This is a genomic window from Streptomyces sp. SGAir0957, assembly GCF_043523415.1.
Window position 1 is genome coordinate 64,838 of sequence record NZ_CP027291.1, and the last position, 16,757, is coordinate 81,594.

At 70.6% G+C, this 16,757-nt stretch carries 17 protein-coding genes and 1 tRNA gene; 7 read left to right on the forward strand and 11 right to left on the reverse strand.

Translation table 11 applies throughout. The features are described from left to right. Positions 1 to 69: 69 nt before the first annotated feature. The 3 genes from C1N81_RS02805 to C1N81_RS02815 all read right to left on the reverse strand — a co-directional run bounded on the left by C1N81_RS02805 (position 70) and on the right by C1N81_RS02815 (position 830). Positions 70 to 143, reverse strand: a tRNA-Met gene (locus C1N81_RS02805). A 56-nt stretch (positions 144 to 199) separates the two neighbouring features. Next, on the reverse strand, positions 200 to 403 hold the full coding sequence (locus C1N81_RS02810; protein ID WP_394426371.1) for a cold-shock protein: 204 nt from the start codon (positions 401 to 403) through the stop codon (positions 200 to 202). A 145-nt stretch (positions 404 to 548) separates the two neighbouring features. After that, a complete protein-coding gene (locus C1N81_RS02815; RefSeq protein ID WP_394426373.1) occupies positions 549 to 830 on the reverse strand; it encodes an HU family DNA-binding protein in 282 nt (93 codons plus the stop codon). Between the two features lie 254 nt (positions 831 to 1,084). Between C1N81_RS02815 and C1N81_RS02820 the strand changes: the two genes are divergently transcribed. Beyond that, the gene (locus C1N81_RS02820) at positions 1,085 to 1,468 is read left to right on the forward strand and encodes a hypothetical protein (protein ID WP_394426375.1); all 384 of its coding nucleotides are present in this window, start codon (positions 1,085 to 1,087) and stop codon (positions 1,466 to 1,468) included. A gap of 66 nt (positions 1,469 to 1,534) precedes the next feature. Here the strand turns inward: C1N81_RS02820 and C1N81_RS02825 are convergent, their stop codons facing one another. The 7 genes from C1N81_RS02825 to tap form a co-directional block, all read right to left on the reverse strand. Further along, entirely contained in the window at positions 1,535 to 2,206 is a 672-nt protein-coding gene (locus C1N81_RS02825) for an HAD family hydrolase (protein WP_394426376.1), read from the reverse strand. A 112-nt stretch (positions 2,207 to 2,318) separates the two neighbouring features. Further along, positions 2,319 to 3,002, reverse strand: coding sequence for an isochorismatase family protein (locus C1N81_RS02830; RefSeq protein ID WP_394426378.1), 684 nt, complete (start codon positions 3,000 to 3,002; stop codon positions 2,319 to 2,321). A gap of 13 nt (positions 3,003 to 3,015) precedes the next feature. Next, positions 3,016 to 3,594 carry a restriction endonuclease gene (locus C1N81_RS02835; RefSeq protein WP_394426380.1) on the reverse strand — a complete coding sequence of 193 codons (579 nt, stop codon included), beginning with the start codon at positions 3,592 to 3,594 and terminating at the stop codon, positions 3,016 to 3,018. Between the two features lie 137 nt (positions 3,595 to 3,731). Continuing rightward, a complete protein-coding gene (locus C1N81_RS02840) occupies positions 3,732 to 4,100 on the reverse strand; it encodes a hypothetical protein (protein WP_394426382.1) in 369 nt (122 codons plus the stop codon). 82 nt (positions 4,101 to 4,182) lie between these two features. Continuing rightward, positions 4,183 to 6,603: a DEAD/DEAH box helicase gene (locus tag C1N81_RS02845; RefSeq protein ID WP_394426384.1), complete on the reverse strand. Its 2,421-nt coding sequence runs from the start codon at positions 6,601 to 6,603 to the stop codon at positions 4,183 to 4,185. A gap of 39 nt (positions 6,604 to 6,642) precedes the next feature. Continuing rightward, positions 6,643 to 7,221, reverse strand: coding sequence for a telomere-protecting terminal protein Tpg (tpg, locus tag C1N81_RS02850; protein WP_364986660.1), 579 nt, complete (start codon positions 7,219 to 7,221; stop codon positions 6,643 to 6,645). A 23-nt stretch (positions 7,222 to 7,244) separates the two neighbouring features. Next, positions 7,245 to 9,782 (reverse strand): telomere-associated protein Tap, encoded by a 2,538-nt coding sequence (gene tap, locus C1N81_RS02855; RefSeq protein WP_394426386.1) that lies wholly within the window; start codon positions 9,780 to 9,782, stop codon positions 7,245 to 7,247. Between the two features lie 163 nt (positions 9,783 to 9,945). On the opposite strand from tap, the gene C1N81_RS02860 reads away from it, so the two are divergent. From C1N81_RS02860 to C1N81_RS02875, 4 genes are all read left to right on the forward strand, one after another. Then, positions 9,946 to 10,578, forward strand: a complete 633-nt coding sequence (locus C1N81_RS02860) for a hypothetical protein (protein WP_394426388.1) — start codon at positions 9,946 to 9,948, stop codon at positions 10,576 to 10,578. A gap of 31 nt (positions 10,579 to 10,609) precedes the next feature. Next, positions 10,610 to 11,068 (forward strand): hypothetical protein, encoded by a 459-nt coding sequence (locus tag C1N81_RS02865; protein ID WP_394426391.1) that lies wholly within the window; start codon positions 10,610 to 10,612, stop codon positions 11,066 to 11,068. 72 nt (positions 11,069 to 11,140) lie between these two features. Then, positions 11,141 to 11,782: a hypothetical protein gene (locus tag C1N81_RS02870; RefSeq protein WP_394426393.1), complete on the forward strand. Its 642-nt coding sequence runs from the start codon at positions 11,141 to 11,143 to the stop codon at positions 11,780 to 11,782. A 178-nt stretch (positions 11,783 to 11,960) separates the two neighbouring features. Further along, positions 11,961 to 12,317 (forward strand): hypothetical protein, encoded by a 357-nt coding sequence (locus tag C1N81_RS02875; RefSeq protein ID WP_394426395.1) that lies wholly within the window; start codon positions 11,961 to 11,963, stop codon positions 12,315 to 12,317. A 25-nt stretch (positions 12,318 to 12,342) separates the two neighbouring features. Here C1N81_RS02875 and C1N81_RS02880 read toward each other — a convergent pair whose 3' ends face one another. Next, entirely contained in the window at positions 12,343 to 12,927 is a 585-nt protein-coding gene (locus C1N81_RS02880) for a hypothetical protein (RefSeq protein WP_394426396.1), read from the reverse strand. 364 nt (positions 12,928 to 13,291) lie between these two features. Here C1N81_RS02880 and C1N81_RS02885 point away from each other — a divergent pair, with 364 nt between their 5' ends. After that, a complete protein-coding gene (locus C1N81_RS02885; RefSeq protein ID WP_394426397.1) occupies positions 13,292 to 15,691 on the forward strand; it encodes an N-6 DNA methylase in 2,400 nt (799 codons plus the stop codon). A gap of 516 nt (positions 15,692 to 16,207) precedes the next feature. Further along, complete coding sequence (locus tag C1N81_RS02890; protein WP_394426398.1) at positions 16,208 to 16,711, forward strand: ubiquitin family protein; 504 nt, start codon at positions 16,208 to 16,210, stop codon at positions 16,709 to 16,711. Positions 16,712 to 16,757: the final 46 nt, after the last annotated feature.

Below are 16,757 nucleotides of genomic sequence, written 5' to 3' on the forward strand. Positions count from 1 at the left end.
CCCTGGCGCCTGACGCTCGGGACAAGGAAGAGCGAAGGGACCCGGCTGGCGCCGAGTCCCTTCGTTTCGTAGCGGGGACAGGATTTGAACCTGCGACCTCTGGGTTATGAGCCCAGCGAGCTACCGAGCTGCTCCACCCCGCGTCGGTGGTGCCACTCTACACAGGGGCTCCGACGGAGGGTGCAAGCGCGCCCCGGTGTCAGCTGCGGACGATGTTCTCGGCCTGGGGGCCCTTCTGGCCCTGGGTGATGTCGAAGGTGACCTTCTCGCCCTCGGTCAATTCCTTGAAGCCCTGGCCGGAAATGTTGGAGTAATGCGCGAAGACGTCCGGCCCGCCGCCGTCCTGGGAGATGAAGCCGAATCCCTTTTCGGAGTTGAACCACTTCACGGTGCCGCTGGCCATACTGCGTCCTTCGCTGTCGCCGAGGATGCTCGGCTGGGGTGTCTGGGGGCCGCTGCCTGATGGCGGCGGCCGGATCCGTTCTACCCCGGGGCACGGCCCGGAATCCAGATCTTTCGCCCGGTGCCCGTGTCGTGCGGCGGTGGGCTCACTTTCCCTTGGCGGCGTCCTTGAGCTTGGAGCCAGCCGAAACCTTCACGCTGTAGCCGGCCGGGATCTCGATCGGATCACCGGTCTGGGGGTTGCGGGCGGTACGAGCGGCGCGGTGAGTGCGTTCGAAGGTCAGGAAGCCGGGGATGGTGACCTTCTCGTCGCCCTTGGCGACGACGTCGCCGACGGTCTCGGCGAGCGCGGCCAGCACTGCGTCAGCGTCCTTGCGGGTCACCTCGGCGCGGTCGGCAAGGGCTGCCACGAGCTCACTGCGGTTCATGATCTTGCTCTCCCAATCTGTGGATCCCCCTGACCATGTGACCTGGGCAAGGGCGCGACCCTCACATCCTGCCACTGCCCTACGACAGTGCCGTGTCGGCGACGTCGTGCCGCGGGCTGGCCAGTGGCCGGCCGGAACGAAATGGCATTATCGGAGCAATGTACAAAAAGCTCCGCCGCCGGTTCGCCTCGTCTCCTTCGTCCGTCGCCCACGCAGCGCCCGCTGCATCAGTTCCGGCGGAGCCTGAGGTCGCCGTGGCCGATGCCCTGGTGGCGCGACGCGCTGAACGGATCCGGACGGCGCTGAAGGGGCTGGGCCTGGACCTGCGCCACCTGGGTCCCGCACCGTCGTGGCTTCCGGCAGCCGTAGCGGGCCATCGCATCGCGCTGGGTCCCGAAGAACGCGCCGAGCTGAACGCCTACCTGGGCACCACCTCGACATCTCCTTGCGCCTCTGACGCCGCATGCGAGAGGACCGTCCAGCAGCTGGAGGCCTTCGGTGTGCTGCGGGATATGCGCAAGGAGGGCATCAACGTGAGATTGTGCGGCGGGCACATGTCCGCCTCGCACCTGCGCCGGATCCGCGAGGAGGTCCTGGCGTTCGACAGTGCACGGACCCCGCAGTCCGCGGAATCCTGACGGTGTCGTCGACAGCCGTGTCGGGGCGGGAGCAGCTGGCTCCATCCGCAGCGGTAGGTCGATGGGTCAGTGAAGGCCCGCTGGCAGTCTCAGCAACTGGGCCAGGTGCGCCAGGACGGTGTCGCGGCCGTCGGCGTGCACCGTGGTGATGCCGAGCGCGGCGGCCGGGACGAGGTTGTCGAGGCGGTCGTCGACGAACACGCAGGCGGAGCCGGGCAGTCCGAGTCGATCCAGGACAGTCCGGTAGATCGCCGGGTCGGGTTTGGCGATGCCTTCGTGTTCGGAGATGACGGTGACGTCGAACAAGTCCCACACCCCGAGTTGTCGGTACGGGTCGTACGGATCGAGGCCGAAGGAGTTCGACAGCAGAGCCACGGCGCAGCCGGCCTGGCGCGCGGCCCGGGCCAAGGTGATCATCCCCGTGGCCGGGCGGACGGTGCCCCAGGCCCGGCCCATCAAGTTCTGGTGGTCAGCGACACCAAGGAGCGCGGCGGTGCGGCGGTTCCACTCGGTCTGCGTCATCCGCCCGCTCTCCAGGGCCTTGTACAGCTCGCGGCCCTCGGGATGGTCCTCCAAGGTGTTCTCCCACGCGGACTCCGCCAGTCCCTGAGCTTGGCACCAGCTCCGGTGGGCGCTGTCCACTCCCTCGGTGAGTACTCCCGCGAAGTCCAGGATCAGTCCTTGGAACGGGAGGTCCTCGTCGCCTCGCGTCACCTCTGCTTGCCTCCCCCGCTTCATGATTCTGCCCACCCGCCCCTCTACCCGGCCCTGGCCGGGTGTCATGCGCGATCCCCGTCCGCTGGCGGGCAGTTGGCTGCTCGCCGGGGTCCGGGATGCGTCGGCGGGGTTCTCAGGGCGCCGGCGCGTCGTCGATCAGATCGAGGACCTCTGCTGTGGGGCGTACGTCGCCGAAGGAGCGGTAGATCGTGGCAAGTGTGGCGTTGTGGTCCTGGTCGCGGCCGGTCGCGTTGGCGTCGGCGACCATCACAACCCGGTAGCCGAGGGTGAATGCGTCGCGGGCCGAAGATTCGCAGCACACCTGGGTGACCGTGCCCGTGATCAGAACGGTGTCGATGCCGCGTTCCTGGAGGAGGTCCGGGAGCGGGCAGCGGCCGGGGAAGAAGGCGCTCGGCGCGCTCTTCTCCGCGAAGATGTCGTCCGGTGCAGTGGCGAAGCCCGGCCACAGCCGGCCGGGAAGCGGTCCGGTGCCGCCGGAGTTGCGGAACATCTCGGCGGCCTCGGGGCCGTGGAACTCGTCGCCGACCGGGGTGCGTTCGGTGCGCGCGGGCAGGACCCAGGCGACGGTCCCGCCGACCGCCCGCAGCCGGTCGGCGAGCTGCTGGATGTTCGGGGCAATGCCGCGGGCGTAGGGGTTGGCATCGACGAAGAACGGCACCATGTCGATGACGACCAGGGCGGTGCGGGCGGCTGTAAGGCGCGGGTAGGCGAAGCGGCGGCCGCGGCGCTCCTGCTGGCGCCGGTACTCGCGCTCCTCGATGCGCCACGCGTGGATGAAGGTGTCGGTGTCCTGCACGGTGGGGTCCTCGTCAGTCGTGGTCGGGGCTGAGTTTGCGGTTGGTCCCGGACCGGCCGATGTCGAGTTCCACCAGGGAGCTGAGGGTGGTTCCGCTGTTCCAGAAGCCGAGGAGATCGACGTCAACGAGGCACAGGCCGTGTCGCGCGGCGAAGTCCCGGGCCGGACGGGTAAAGACGCAGGACGCCACGAACACCGGTACGTCCGCGCCGTGTTCGGCGCGTGCGGTGCCGTTGAACGTCTGGATGTCGCGGCTTCCCACCGAGCGATGCTTGGCGAACCTCTTGCACTGCACGACGATCTTCCTACCGTCGGGCAGGTGGCCGATCACGTCGGCGCCGAGGTCGCCTGAGCCGCCCACGCGCTCCACCTTGGTACAGCCGTCGCGGCGGCACAGCTCGGCGACGTACTCCTCAAAAGCGCGGTCGTCCATCGTCCACACCGCAGCCAAGGAGCGCCGGGCTTGGAGCTGCGCGTCCTCGGCGAGCCGCTGCTTCTCCGCCCGTGCCTCGCGCCGCCCGGCGCGCACGAGACCCGTGACGACGACAGCGAGTACGGCTGCGACTAACGCCGCCAACAGCACCGTGCCCATCCTGTGCCCCCCTCCCCTGGTGGTTACGCCGCCTTCTCTCTCCCCCATCCGGGCCCCGCCTATCCTCCGGACGCAGGCGGGGCCCCGACGCCCGGCGGTGGTTACGGGGCCGGGCAGGTCACTGTCGTTGGGACTCCTTACGTGGCCGTGAGTACCGAGTGGGAACCGGCAGTCTCGATGGCCGGCAGCAGGAGCAGCAGGTGCTCGATGCCGCGGGGCGTGAGGGGGACGGTTGTCGCGACGGCCTGCTGCTCGAAGCCCGGGTGGCGGCCGAGCGCGCGGGTGTGGGTGATCGTGATCTGCTCTTCTTCCACGCTGATCTCGGCGGGGCACACCGTCTCTTCCAAGTCGTCTCGGTCAAGGACGAGGAACCAGCTGGTGTCGGTGGTGGTCCAGTCCGAAAGCGTCGACACCCCGATGCCGTGTCTCCAGGCGGGCCGGGCAGCAAGGAGAACGTTCAGGGCGACGTGAGCAGCGGGGAGCACCCGTAGTGTCGGAGAGGTCATGGCGCGAGTGTCGCTGCTCACGGTGACGGGTGTAGGACGCCACACCGTTTCAAAGGGTTACCCGGCGCTGCGAGCGGGTCCATCAGTTCTCGGTAGGCCCAGCTCCTGGCGTGGGAGCCGGCGCGTCCTGGTGCGCGTGCCGAGTCAGTCCTACTGCGGTGACGGCCTGGAGGTGGTGGTCGGGCAGGGAGTCCCAGCGCTTGCGGAGGTTGTTGACCCACTGGCCGACCTTGAACTCCGTGCCGTCGAGGACGACGGTGTCGCGCTGGCGGATGTGGAGGTGGCCTTCGCGGGCGCGGAAGGCTTCGACGGCCGCGAGGCCCTTCTCGAGCTGGCGCTGCTGGCGGGCGGCGCGGCCGGTGGGCAGCGCCGGCTCGTCGGCGGGTGGTTCGATCAGGGTGATGCTGAGGTCGCGGACGAGTTGGATCTGTTCGGGGTGGAGTTCGGCGAACTCGGTGCTCTGGGTGCGCACCCACTCTCCGAGGGGTTCGTCGTCGTCGGTGAGGAAGTCGGCGGGCAGGTCGTCGAGGGTGATGCTGGCCTCGGCATAGGTGCGGGCGGTGTAGTAGAGGCGCTGCCAGGTAATCGACCAGAGCGGGTTCCAGTACGGGTCGAGTTCGGCGAGCGCGAGATCGGTGGGATCGGGCTCCAGCCCCTTGTCCGCGCGCTCCCGGGCGGCCCGTCGGCGGTTGGTGAGCCACCGGCCGAATGCGAAGTCTCCGATCATCTCGCTGGTGGCGACGGCGAGGTGGCCGTGCGTGGCGGCCCAGTTGCGGGCGTGGAGCAGGCCCCGTTCGGCAGCCTGGGCGTGGAGGTTCCAGATCATGCCGATGTTCTCGAGGGCCCTGATCTGGGAGCGCTTGAGAGTGCCGGCCACGTACGCCTTGCGCATGCGGTTGATCCAGCGGCCGAGGGCGAAGGCGTTCTCGTCGTCGTGCAGCTGGGGGACGTCGAGGTGGCCGTGGTGGTCGTAGTAGGCGGTGGCGGCTTCCAGGCCGCGGCGGAAGGACGCGTCGCGGGGGTGGAGGACGCGCAGTTTGAAGGCCTGGGCGATGGTGTCCGGAGGGAAGGGCCGGTCGAAGACGACGTCGAGGGGGACGCCTTCCTCGTCTTCGTCGTCGGGTTCCGGGTTGGAGGGCTGCTGGGGGACGGCGAGCCGGTCGGCGATGCGGTCGTCGTGGGCGCGAAGGGCCTGCAGGACGCGCCAGAGCGGCTTGTAGAGGTTGGATCCGAGGAGATCGTCGGCGTCCTCGCCGGGCGCGACGTACACGGGAATGATCAGGGTGGCCTTCTTGCCCTGGCCGGGCTTTTGCCGCAGGGCGCGGCCGACGGCCTGGACGGTGTCGACGATCGATTCCTTGGGGTCGGCGAAGACCACGGTGTCGATCGAGGGGATGTTGACGCCTTCGCCGAGGAGGCGGGCGTTGGCGATCACGGTGCGGTGGGCGGGCGCCAGGTCCTGGCCGGGGCGGCCGTCGAAGCAGTCCAGGAGGTATCGGCGCCAGGCGGGGTCCTGGGTGCCGTCGAGCGCGGCCGCCCACAGTTCGCCCGGGTCGGGGCAGCCGGTGCCTGTCTCGTCGAGGGCGTAGAGAAGTCTCGCGGCTTCGGGCAGGGATGCGGCGAAGTCGTGGGCGTCGGCGATGCGGTGGTGGAAGGAGACGACGCGGCGCAGGTCGAGTTCGGCCATGGCGCGCAGGACCGCGATCTGGAGGGCGGCCTGGCGCAGCTCGGCCTCGGTGGCCCGGTCGGAGATGCCCAGGCGGGTGCGGATGGTGGCCTCGTTCACCTCCATGACGACAATGCGGTAGTCGGCGAGCAGGTCCATATCGATGGCCTCGGCGAGCGGGAGGCGGTAGCAGGTCTCGCCGTAGAGGGCGGGGTCGTCCATGGAGGCGACGAGGGAGGCGTCCTCGTCCTCGGAGGGTTCGCCGGCGGACCAGATCCTTGGTGTGGCGGTGAGGTAGAGGCGCTTGTGCGCGGGCACCAGTTCGTCGTCGTGGACGGCTGCCCAGCGTTTGCCGAGGTGGCCGCTGGTGCGGTGGGCTTCGTCGACGGCGATCAGTGACCACGGCGGCAGGGCGTAGTCACGGTGGGCTTGCCGGACCCGGGGCAGGGAGTGGTAGGTGGCGAAGACGGTGAGGCCGGGGTTCTGGTGGACCGCGGCGGTCAGCGCGTACGGAGCGGTGGTGAAGGCGACGGATTCGCTGGTGGTGTTGGGGCGCTTGGAGCACAGGGCGAGGACGGGGCCGGTCATGCCGGCGGTGCGCCAGTCGTCGATGGTCTGGGCGAGGAGTTCCAGGGTGGGCAGCAGCACCAGGCGGGTGCCCTGGGGGGCGACGCGCGCTGCGGTGCGTGCGGCGACGTAGGTCTTGCCGGTGCCGCAAGCCATCACGATGGAGGTGCGGGCGGTGTGGCGCAGCGCGGTGAGGGCGGCATGGACGGCCTGGGACTGGTGCTTGAACAGCCGCACTTTCGGGGGCGGGGCGGTGGTGGTCGCGGACACGTGGTGGTCGGCCTTTCAGCCCGGTGGTGGGCGATGGGTTCAGCCCAGCTGGAAGCGGATGTGGTCGACTGTTTTCAGCTCGACCTGCTGGAGGGTCTGGGCGCGGGTGCCGCCGTCGGTGAAGTAGTCGTCGCGCAGCCCGTCGGCGACGATCTGGGCGAGTTCGTCTTCGCTGGCGCCGGCCTGTTTGGCCTCGTAGAGGGCGCGTGTGGTGTCCGCGTCCAGGCGGCGGGACAGGCGCCGGTATCGGGGGTCGTTGGTGGTGCCGCGCGGGGAGGTGAAGCCGAACTTGCCGCGGACGTCGACCTTGATGCCGGCGGTGGTGATGGCGGCCTGGAGCTTCTTCGCCTTGACGATCGGCTGCCAGAGCTTCTTCACCTCCGCCTCGATGACGGTGGCGGTCTCCGGCTTGGTCGTCTTGATCTGGTCGTCGCGATAGCGCTCGACGGTGCGCTGGCTCTTGCCGATCTTCTCGGCGACCGCGCGGGCCGCTTCGGCGCGGCTGACGCCCTTTTCCTGCTTGAGCAGGAAGCGGATCCGCGCGCCGAGGGTCTTGGGGATCGGCTGGGAGTAGGCCGTCTCGGCGGCCTCCTCCAGGCGGTCTTCGATCAGTCCCACGATCAGTCAGTCTCTTTCGGGTCTCAGGCCACGCGGACGAGCGAGGCGTCCTTGATCTCGTTGGCGATGTTCACCTCGGCGGCGAGCAGGTCCAGCGCCCAGGTCATGGTCTGGGAGCCCTGGGGCTTGACGGAGCCGGGGTTGACGCCGAGGCGGAAGCCGCCGCGGATCGGCTGCCCGTCGGGGCCGAGCAGGACGGGCAGTGGGGAGAGGCCGTCGGTCGCGTAGACGACGCAGTCGTTGTTGACGGCGAGCGGCCAGCGGTCGGCGGTGTCGGCGAGGTTGCGCATCTTGCGGTGCATGTTGGTGCGCGCCTTCGACAGGACGGCGGCGCGGATGTCGGGCCGCCAGGTCACGCGCTTGAGCGCAGGCCACGGGTCGCCGAAGACGTGGTCGACGCCGAGGTTGGGGCGCTGGCGGAGCTTGCCGATGCCCGATTTCGCCGTCGCCTTGATCGCGTTGACCAGGGTGACCAGGGCCGGGTCGCCGTCCTTGTAGGTGGCCATGGCGGCGATGAACGCCTCGTCGTCGAGGTCGGCGGTGACGCCGAGATCGTGCATCGCGGACAGGTAGGCGGCGCGCAGCCTCTCGTACCAGAGCTGGAGGTAGGGGCTGTGCGTGGTGCGGACCCAGGCTTCGATCGGACGGACCTCGACGCCGAGTTCGATCGCGTAGGCGACCGTAGGGGTGGCGTACCAAGCGGGGCCTTCGGGCCGCTGGCCGCTGGAGGTGAAGGGGTTGGGCAGGCGGGGGTCGAATTCCGCGTGGGAGAGGTCCAGGTACCAGGAGCCGGGCAGGTCGGGGTCGAAGTCGGGGTGGTGGGGACGGTGGATGGCCGGGCCGGTCCCGACGTGGAGGCGGCGGCAGGCCGCGAGGAAGGCGACCGACACGTCGAGGGCGGCGACGTTGGGGCGGGCCCGTTCGTCGTCGGTGACCATGTGGATGGGCCGGATCCAGATGCAGGCTTCCTCGTCGAGGGCCTCGCTGGCGGGCCGGGACCCTTCCTCCGGGTAGTCGGCCGCCACGAGGGGGTGTTCTTCGGGGGCCTCGCACGGCGCCGGGTCGACGACGGTGTGCAGGGTGTCGGGGACCTTGGCCGAGACGTACTTGTTCTCCTCGTCGCTCCAGACGGCTTTGGTGGGCGGGCGCACCGCGGTCATGAGCTCTTCGGCGGTGACGGCGACGGTGCCGCGGGGCGTGATCACCATGCGGGCGAAGGTGCCCAGCAGCCGGGTGAGTTCGGGCGCGGGAAGGTCGCCGGCCGTCCCCCAGGCCCGGGTCTCCAGGGCGCGCCAGGGCAGGAGAGCGAGCTGGACGCAGTGGCGCTTGCCGTCGAGGCGCTTGAAGATCCGCGGCCAGGGGCCGAAGCCGGACTTGGTCAGCTCCCAGCCGGCGCGCGTGAGGTTCTTGACGACCTTGTGGTCGGCGGACAGGCGGAGGTCTTCCTGGTCCTCCAGATGGACCGGCAGGCCGAAGTGCTCCACGGCCGCGGTGGTGAGGACGAGGAGCGGGTCCTGGTCGAAGCCGTTGTCGTGGAGCTTGGCCGCGCCGAGGCGGATCTTCTTCTTGTCCAGGGACCAGGCGGCCAGGGCCTGGAGGGTCCTGGCGGGGCACGGCACGGTGCGGCCGTCGATGAGGTGTGCGGTCAGCGCGCCGTCGGTGATGTCGAGGACGGCGAGCGGACCGTCGGCGTGCTCGGGTGCCACCGGCTTCTCGGCCGGCTTCCGCGCGGCCTTGCGCCGGGAGGACGACGGTGCGGCGGCCGGGCGGCGGGCGGGGGCCGCCGGGCGGGCGGGCGCGGGGGCCGCCACCGGCTCCGGTTCGGGAGCCGTCGGTTCCGGGGTCGGCGCCGGCGCAGCGGTGACCGTCTCGCCGGATGCGACCGGTGCGGAGGGCGGTTGAGCAACGGCCAGGGCGGGGGCGGGAAGATGGTGGTCCGCGGCTGCGGGCGCCCGGGTGGCGGCCAGGTGGCTGCCGCATCGCGGCATGCCCATGCGGGAGTGGACTTCCAGGTAGACATGGCGGGGCTGGCCGTCGACGAGGAAGGTGGTGGGCCCCCCGCACCGGAGACAAGGGCGGGTGACGCCCTCGGGCAGTTCGGTCCAGGAGCCGGGGGCGTCGAACCCGACGGCAGACTCGGGGACGGCCGCCGGCACGGGGAGCGGGTCCCAGTTCAGGTCGGGCGGGTCCTCGATGTCGAAGCCGAGCTGGAGGGGCTGGTCCTCACCTGCGTCGGCCGGCGCCGGAGTCGCGGCTGCGGCCACGGTTACGGGCGCGGGCTCGAGCGGGGCCGGGACGGGATCTGCGGCGCGGGTGAGTTCGGCGGCGAAGTAGGCGAGGATCCGCGCATACAGCTGGCCCTTGGCGCCGCGGGGCGCGCGGGGCGGCTCCTTCTCCCAGGTCCACACGGTCTCGCGCGACACCTCCAGCGCCGTGCCGAGCTGGGTCTTGGTCCACCCGAACGCCTCGCGGAGCCGGGCGCGCTCCGCCGGGGGCGGCAGTGGCGGCACGGGCCCGTCCATGGGGAGCCGCGCGAGCACCGCCTCCACGGAGTCGAGCATCGTCTACCTCCAGTCACCGAATCTAACGCGAATCTAACGCACCCGCCGAGAGGGCGTCAATTCTTGATCTTGTTTCGCGATGTACTATAGCTGTTCCTTATTCTACTTTCACGATGTATTGTGCTTTCCCTGATTGTCCGAACGTCCCCTGGGAGGGGTCTCCTTGTCCAAGTCCGACTTCATCAACGCAGCGGCCGAGCGTGTGCGGGACGACGCGCCGCTCGGCGCGCGCACCCGCGGTGAGATCGCACGGTTCATGGCGCACGCCGCCGACGACGACGGACACATCCCGGAGGAGCCCGAGGCCCGCCGCGCTGCCGTGCGGATCGCCGAAGCCCTCGAACAGGACCGCGGTCAGGCGCAGAAGGCCGGCCAGACGGCCTGGTCCCGCCTGAACGATCTCCACCGGCAGCAGCGCGATGCGGCCGCCCGTGTGGCCACAGACCTGGTCGAGACACTGCAGGCCCTCTTCCCGGCGGCGCTTGCTCTGGTCCTTGCCGAGAAGCACGGCGGGTTCGTCGCCGCGCGTCTGGTCGGGGCCGGCGGCAGCACAGTGAGCGAGTTCGGGCTGGACACCGCGCCCCTTCCGCAGTTGCCCGCCCATCTGCAAGAACGCTGGCCCGAGGGTGCCCTCGCGCGCGTGAAGGAGCTGAACGACGTCATCGCCACGCTGTGGGCGTGCGGTATCGGCTTCGACGACCTCCCCGCCGATCTGCGCGGCGGCGCGGACGACACCTACTACGTGCCCGCGCTCCTGCTGACCGCGGACCAGGGCTGTGAGTGCGGCTGTGACTGACCACTCCCCCGCTTCCCCGAACGGTCAGCCCATGCCCTCGCGTGCGTCCGGCGCCCCGGGCAGCGCCCACCCGGCCACGGCGATCGCGTCCGCCTCGCTCCTCGGCGCGATCGGCCGTGCCGGCGCCACTGACCCGGTTTTCCTTCTGATCACCCCCGACCGCATCGAGGTGCACACGCTGGCCTGGTTCAGCGATCACTGGTCGCGTGAGGCCGCATACAGCAGGGCCCGCCGGCGGCAGCGGCTGTCCTTCCGGATCCTGCCGCCCGGCTCGATCCACCCCCAGGTCTTCAGCGTCCACGACGAGAGCCATCACGGCTACGCCTACGCCGGGGGACGCCGGTTCCTGAACTGCACCGCCACGATCACGACGGTCCCCGAGCACCCCGCGGACTCGCCGCAGCACTACCGCTTCCGCTACTGGCAGCACGACCCCGCTGCGGACGAGCCGCCCGTCGAGGACATCGAGACCTACCCCCTACCCGGCTGACGGCCGACCCCGGCCGGAACGGCGCGCGGCGCCGCCTTCTCCCCCGCTACGACCGCAAGGAGCCACACGACCATGTCCTTCCCGCCCCGCCCCGACCTTCCGGCAGAACCCGGTGAACCGGCCGTGCCAGGGTCGCGGATCCTCGTGGAGGACGGCGACATCCTCATGCGCCGGAGCCTTGAGGACTACGCCCGGTCCGCGCACGTCCACGTGATCGAGTCCGCCCAGAAGCTGGAGGACTTCCGGCTCGGTGGCGGCGACGGCTCCCTGGACAGTGCCGAGGCCAGCACCGACCGGGCCATCACCACCTTCGCAGCGCGCACCGGCGAGCCGGATCCCGCCTGCTGGCACGCGGCGGTTGTGTACATGGTCGAACTGCGGGCCACGCGCTACAGCCGCACCCGTGCGGCCGTCTTCGACCCCTCGCCCCGCTCTCCGTCGCTGTTCACCCCGGGCAGTCCCATGCGAGTGGAGTCGATCAGCCGCGAGGCCCACGAGCACATCCTGTCCGCCGGGAGGTCGCTGGGGCGGGCGCGGCGCGGCAGCGACACGATGGACATCGCCCAGGCCCAGCACGCGATCCATGAGGCTGCCCGACTCCTGGCCAGCGAACTCCCGGGGCTGTCCCTGCCGTTGTGGATACTCATCGGCCGCTACTGCGCCGAGACCGAGGCCGAGAACCTCCGAACGGCCGGCCAGGCCGGCACTGGCTGAGGCCGTGCAGGGGCAACGGCGCCGACGACGGCGCGCAGCGCCCGACGCACCCAACCGGACTTGGCTCCCGCCACGTTGAGGGACCGGCCGGTCCTATGCCGCCGGCGTCACCTGGGTGTTGCCAACGCGCCATGATGACCGTCCGGGGCGATGCCGCCATGATCGAAGGAGTTGAGCGATGCTTGTGCCCACCGACGCAGAGCTGGAGGAGCTCGCGGCCCGCGTGCGGTTCGATCTGGAGAGCGCGGGCTTCGCGCCGGTGCCGCCCGAGCGGCACGACGACGAGGAGGGCGGCGTACTCGTCTTCGTCGACTGTCATCAGGTGCACGTCGCCTGGCGCACACACGACCGGCTGGACGAGGCGGCCGCGGACATGAAGGACGCCGGCCGGAAGGCGGAGGACGTCATTGTGCGCCACGAGACCACGCGCGCGACGATGCACCTCGCCCTGGGCAGCATCCTGAACGCCTTCGGCTATCACACCCGGCCCCAGACCATGGGCTTCGGCCACGTGGTCGTCCCGGACCAGGGGTAGCCCTCGGCCGGGAGAAGAACTCCTCCTACGACAGAGCCACGACGCCGAACTGCACGCGGCGGCCGCAAGGCAGATGTCCCTCGCCGTCGATGCCGCTGTCGGTGCACCAGGTCCTGGGCCGGTCGAGGCCGTCGCCCGCGGCCGCGGCGACGGTCTCGAGGTCGCTGCTCGGTCCCGCCGTCGTCAGCAGGCGCACCGTGAAGGAGCCGCCGAGGTCCTCCACCCACAGCTCCGCCTCGGGCAGCAGTACGTGGTCCAGCCCGCTGGCCCAGGGCGCAAGGGACCGCAGGAGGTCCGCCGCGGCCCGGGTCGAGGTTGCACGGCCGGCCGTGCCGCCGCCGTCGACAGGTGGAGCGACGGCGGCAACGAGGACCAAGGATGCGCCGAGGTCGGCGGTCAACGATGAGGTCCCCCCGTATGGCGAGGCGTACAGGTCTGCGCCCGTCGCCTCGGCGAGCCGCACCAGGCTCGCCGAGGCATCCCGTTCCGTCCCGCACACCTCCGCCTGGACATCCCGCGCGCTCAGGCTCAGCCGCAGGGGCTCCATCGGCCCGCAGGTATCCAGCAGCCGGGCGACCGTCTCCACGGTGCTCGCCAGAGAGAGTGACATGACCGCCATTCTCTCCGGCAGCGGCTCTGCCCACTCCCGGCAAGCACATCTTGCTCTCCTCTTGTCGGCGCCCTCGGTGCGGTGAACGGCCATGCCCGCGCACGGTTGAGCTACCCCACTCCAATCGTGCGTTGCATAATCCATCTTCACGATGTATTTTAACTGTCGAGGTTTCGGGGCCCGCGCCTTCGCGCGTCATCTCTCCATGTCTTCGCTGCTGTTGGTGCTCGTCCCACCTGCCCTTATGCCCTCAGACGCACGCATGCCCCTGCGCGGGAACGGCGGACAGCCGTTCCCGGCCTGCGGCGCCTGACCCTTCCGCGCCCGGCTTCGCCGGCACGGCTGATCCCCGTTGAGGAACCCTGTGCCCATCTCCCTTGCCCAGCTCGAACGGCACCTGTTGGCCGCCACCGAGGTACTGCGCGGCGCGCTGAGCCCGCACGAGTACCAGGACTATCTGCTGCCGCTCGTGTTCCTGAAGCACGCCAGCGACGAGTTCGGCGCCGTCCGGAAGCGGCTGTCTGCCGCTGCGGCAGCCCAGGGCAGCGGGCCCGCACAGACGTCGCTCCTTGCCGACTCCCCCGAGGCCCACGCCCGGGCGGGAAGTCTGTACGTCCCGCCGCAGGCCCGGTGGGATCGGATCGCGGCCGCCACCGATCACATCGCGGAGAGCTGCTTGGCTCCCGCGCTTCACGCCATGGCGGCTGCGCACCCCCAGCTCGCCAGCGCGTTCGCGCACCTGGACTTCACGCGGCTGGGCGCTCGCCAGCACGGTCAGGCCGACCGGCTGCTGCGGGCCCTGGTCGACCGGCTTTCGTCTGTGCCCTTGCACAAGGCGGCGCTGGCGTACCCGGATGTGCTCGGCGCCGCTTATGAAACTCTCCTGGGCAGGTTCGCCTCGGCCGCGACCGGCGGCGAGTTCTACACCCCCGCATCGGTGGTCCGGCTGATGACGGAGCTGGCCCGGCCAGCCGCCGACGCCCGCGTCTACGACCCGTGCGTGGGCTCCGCAGGGATGCTCATCCAGGTCGCCCAGCACGTGGCCGAGCACACCGGTGACGCCGGCAAGCTCGCGCTGGCCGGCCAGGATGTCAATGCACGGGCCACCGCGATGGCGGCACTGAACTTGATGATGCACGGCGTGCGGAACTTCGACCTCCGCACCGGGGACACCCTGGCCGACCCCCAGCACGGCAGCGGCTTCGATCTGGTGCTGAGCAACCCGCCGTTCTCCTTGGACTACTCCCGGGCCTCGCTCGCCGAGGCCGGCGAACGCATGCCGTACGGGATGGCTCCCGAGAAGGGGCGGGCCGACTGGATGTTCGTGCAGCACATGCTGCACGCCGTCCGCGACCGCGGCGGCAGCGTCTTCACCGTGCTGCCTCACGGGGTGCTCTTCCGCGACCGCGCGGAAGCCGAGATCCGCGGTGCTCTCCTGGACGCCGACGTGATCGAGGCGGTCATCGGCCTGCCGTCCGGCCTGTTCACGAACACCGGGGTCCCCGCCTGCATCCTGGTCCTTCGCTCCCCGGGCACGAAACGCCCCCAGCTGCGCGGCAAGGTGCTGTTCATCAACGCCGACCAGGAGTACCGACCTGAGCGCACCCGCAACGTGATGCTGGCCGAGCACGTCGCGAAGGTGGCCGCCGTCTTCCACGCGGCCGCCGACGTCCCCTGCTTCGCCCGCGCTGTGGGCCGCCGGGAGCTGGCGGACAACGGCGACAACCTCAACATCAGGCGGTACGTCGACAACACGCCGGCACCGGAACCGCAGGACGTCCGCGCGCACCTGTTCGGCGGGATGCCGCGCGCCGAGATCGCCGCCCACCAGGATCTGCTGGACGCGTACGGACTGGCGGTGACGGATCTGTTCGCCGAGCGGCAGCCGGTGGATCCGGACTACGTCGACTTCCCCCCGCCAGGCGAGCGGCCCGACGCCGGCCGGCTCGATCTCCTGGCCACGGCCCGTGAGTCCGCCTTTCGCGACGCCCTTGCCGCCTGGTGGCAGCAGTCGGCAGGTGCCCTCGACGGCCTCGTCGGCGGTCCGGCGGCGGCCGGGCATGTCGGCGTCGTCCGCGAGGAGTTGCGCGTCTCGCTGCTGGAGCGCCTCGGTCCGGTCGGGCCGCTGGATCGCGACGCGGTGGTCGGCGCCTTCGCCGCCTGGTGGGACGCCTCGCGCCACGACATCTTCTCCCTGGCCCACCACGGGTGGGTGGGGGCGGTCGACGCGTGGCTGCAGGAGGTCTGCGGCCGGCTGGAGCCGGAGACGGATGCCCGGACCTCCAAGGTCCTCCGTCCGTCCGCCGCCGAGCGGCGGGCCGTGTACCAGGAACCCGTGGTGCGTGGCCTGTTGCCGGGATTCGCCGCTGAGCTGCGTGCAGCCGACGACGCCGTGACGGCGGCGAGCGGCTCGGGCCGCAGGGCCGACAAGACGGCGGTGCGGACGGCCCGGCTGCACCTGGAGCAGCTGGAAGCGGAGGTCCGCCCGCCGGCGGGCGCATTGCCGGGTGGGTCGCGTCTGGACCGGGCTCGTGCCGCGCTGGACGCGCGCGGCGGTGAGCGTCAGCTCGTCCGCGAGATCTTGCACGATCGGCTCCGGGACGAAGTCGAGCAGCGGCTGCGCACGCGCCGGGGACAGCTTCACGACCGGTACCGGATATGGGAGGAGAAGTACGCCGAGTCCCTCACCGACATCCGGGCCGCCTCGGATGCCGCCGGGGCCAGGATGTGGCGGCATCTGCGCGAGATGGGATACGCGGACTGACGCCCACCCCGGCCCGGCACTGGCCGCAGCGGCAGCGCAGATGCTCCGATCAGGAGCTGTCCGCTGTTCCGGCTCGGGCGGGACCAGCCGGTCTATACCGCCCTCACCGGACAGCTTCACCCGGCGTCGGAACACCTTCTTCCGACGATCCTTCGACCATGGCCGGACGACGCCGCGTAGGGGCCGGGTCCAGCGGCCTGGGTGCGTGCACGCCCAACGCCACCGGAGAAGTAGCGCACCCGCCGCACGTCCGGCAGACATCCAAGATCGCACGACCCGCACGCAGGCGTCACCTGCCGATCCCCTCCCAAGCTCCGCAGGGACGCGGTCGCTTGGGCAGGCGTGGACGAGAAATCCAGAAGCGTTGCACATTCTAATTTCAAAATGTATTGTAGTTCTTGTCGAGAGCGGGCCGCCTCCGGCCAACGGGCCGGAGCGCCCGCACCCCCTTCCCCATCAAAGCCTCCTGGCGCCGACCGTGCTCATCCACGCGCGCCTTGCTCGAAAGAGATGTCCATGTCTGAGAACGATGTCCAACGCGTCATAGCCCGGCTCGTCGAGCATGCCGACGAACGCTCAGTTCAGGTGATCTACGACCTGGCCTGTACGGCCGGATACCTGTGGCGCTGCGGCAACACCGGGTGCCGCGCCCACAACCACCGTGGCCGGCGGTACTGCGAGGGCTGCGGCTGGGGCCGCAAGGGGCGGCCAGTGGGTGACATCACGCCCAGCCTGTACGCCGTGCCCGAACGGAAGTGGCGGGCGCTGCGCCGCGCGGTCGCTGCGCATTTCGAGCAGCTCGGCACGCCGGTGCCGGACGCGGTGGTCTTCGACTACTACGGCGGTCCCGGCTGGCGCGGTGCCGAGGTCCGGGCGATGTACGGCGGCCGGTGCGAGGAGATCGCCGGCGGCTTTCGTGACCGCGACGCCTATGAGGACATCGCGGCCGCCCTGGACGGCCTGACCCGCTTCGAAAAGCCCGCCTTCGCCGAGCACATGCGTCTCGTCCTGGCCTCCTGACCACCGCCGTCTGCTCCCCGCACTCCGACAGAAGGGAGTCGCCCGA

Excerpts from the sequence above, each read along its gene's own strand:
- C1N81_RS02840 (WP_394426382.1), bottom strand. The coding sequence starts at position 4,100 with ATGACCTCTCCGACACTACGGGTGCTCCCCGCTGCTCACGTCGCCCTG.
- C1N81_RS02890 (WP_394426398.1), top strand. The coding sequence starts at position 16,208 with ATGTCTGAGAACGATGTCCAACGCGTCATAGCCCGGCTCGTCGAGCAT.
- C1N81_RS02875 (WP_394426395.1), top strand. The coding sequence starts at position 11,961 with ATGCTTGTGCCCACCGACGCAGAGCTGGAGGAGCTCGCGGCCCGCGTG.
- C1N81_RS02835 (WP_394426380.1), bottom strand. The coding sequence starts at position 3,594 with ATGGGCACGGTGCTGTTGGCGGCGTTAGTCGCAGCCGTACTCGCTGTC.
- C1N81_RS02825 (WP_394426376.1), bottom strand. The coding sequence starts at position 2,206 with ATGAAGCGGGGGAGGCAAGCAGAGGTGACGCGAGGCGACGAGGACCTC.
- C1N81_RS02870 (WP_394426393.1), top strand. The coding sequence starts at position 11,141 with ATGTCCTTCCCGCCCCGCCCCGACCTTCCGGCAGAACCCGGTGAACCG.
- C1N81_RS02880 (WP_394426396.1), bottom strand. The coding sequence starts at position 12,927 with ATGTCACTCTCTCTGGCGAGCACCGTGGAGACGGTCGCCCGGCTGCTG.
- C1N81_RS02865 (WP_394426391.1), top strand. The coding sequence starts at position 10,610 with ATGCCCTCGCGTGCGTCCGGCGCCCCGGGCAGCGCCCACCCGGCCACG.
- tap (WP_394426386.1), bottom strand. The coding sequence starts at position 9,782 with ATGCTCGACTCCGTGGAGGCGGTGCTCGCGCGGCTCCCCATGGACGGG.
- C1N81_RS02815 (WP_394426373.1), bottom strand. The coding sequence starts at position 830 with ATGAACCGCAGTGAGCTCGTGGCAGCCCTTGCCGACCGCGCCGAGGTG.
- C1N81_RS02810 (WP_394426371.1), bottom strand. The coding sequence starts at position 403 with ATGGCCAGCGGCACCGTGAAGTGGTTCAACTCCGAAAAGGGATTCGGC.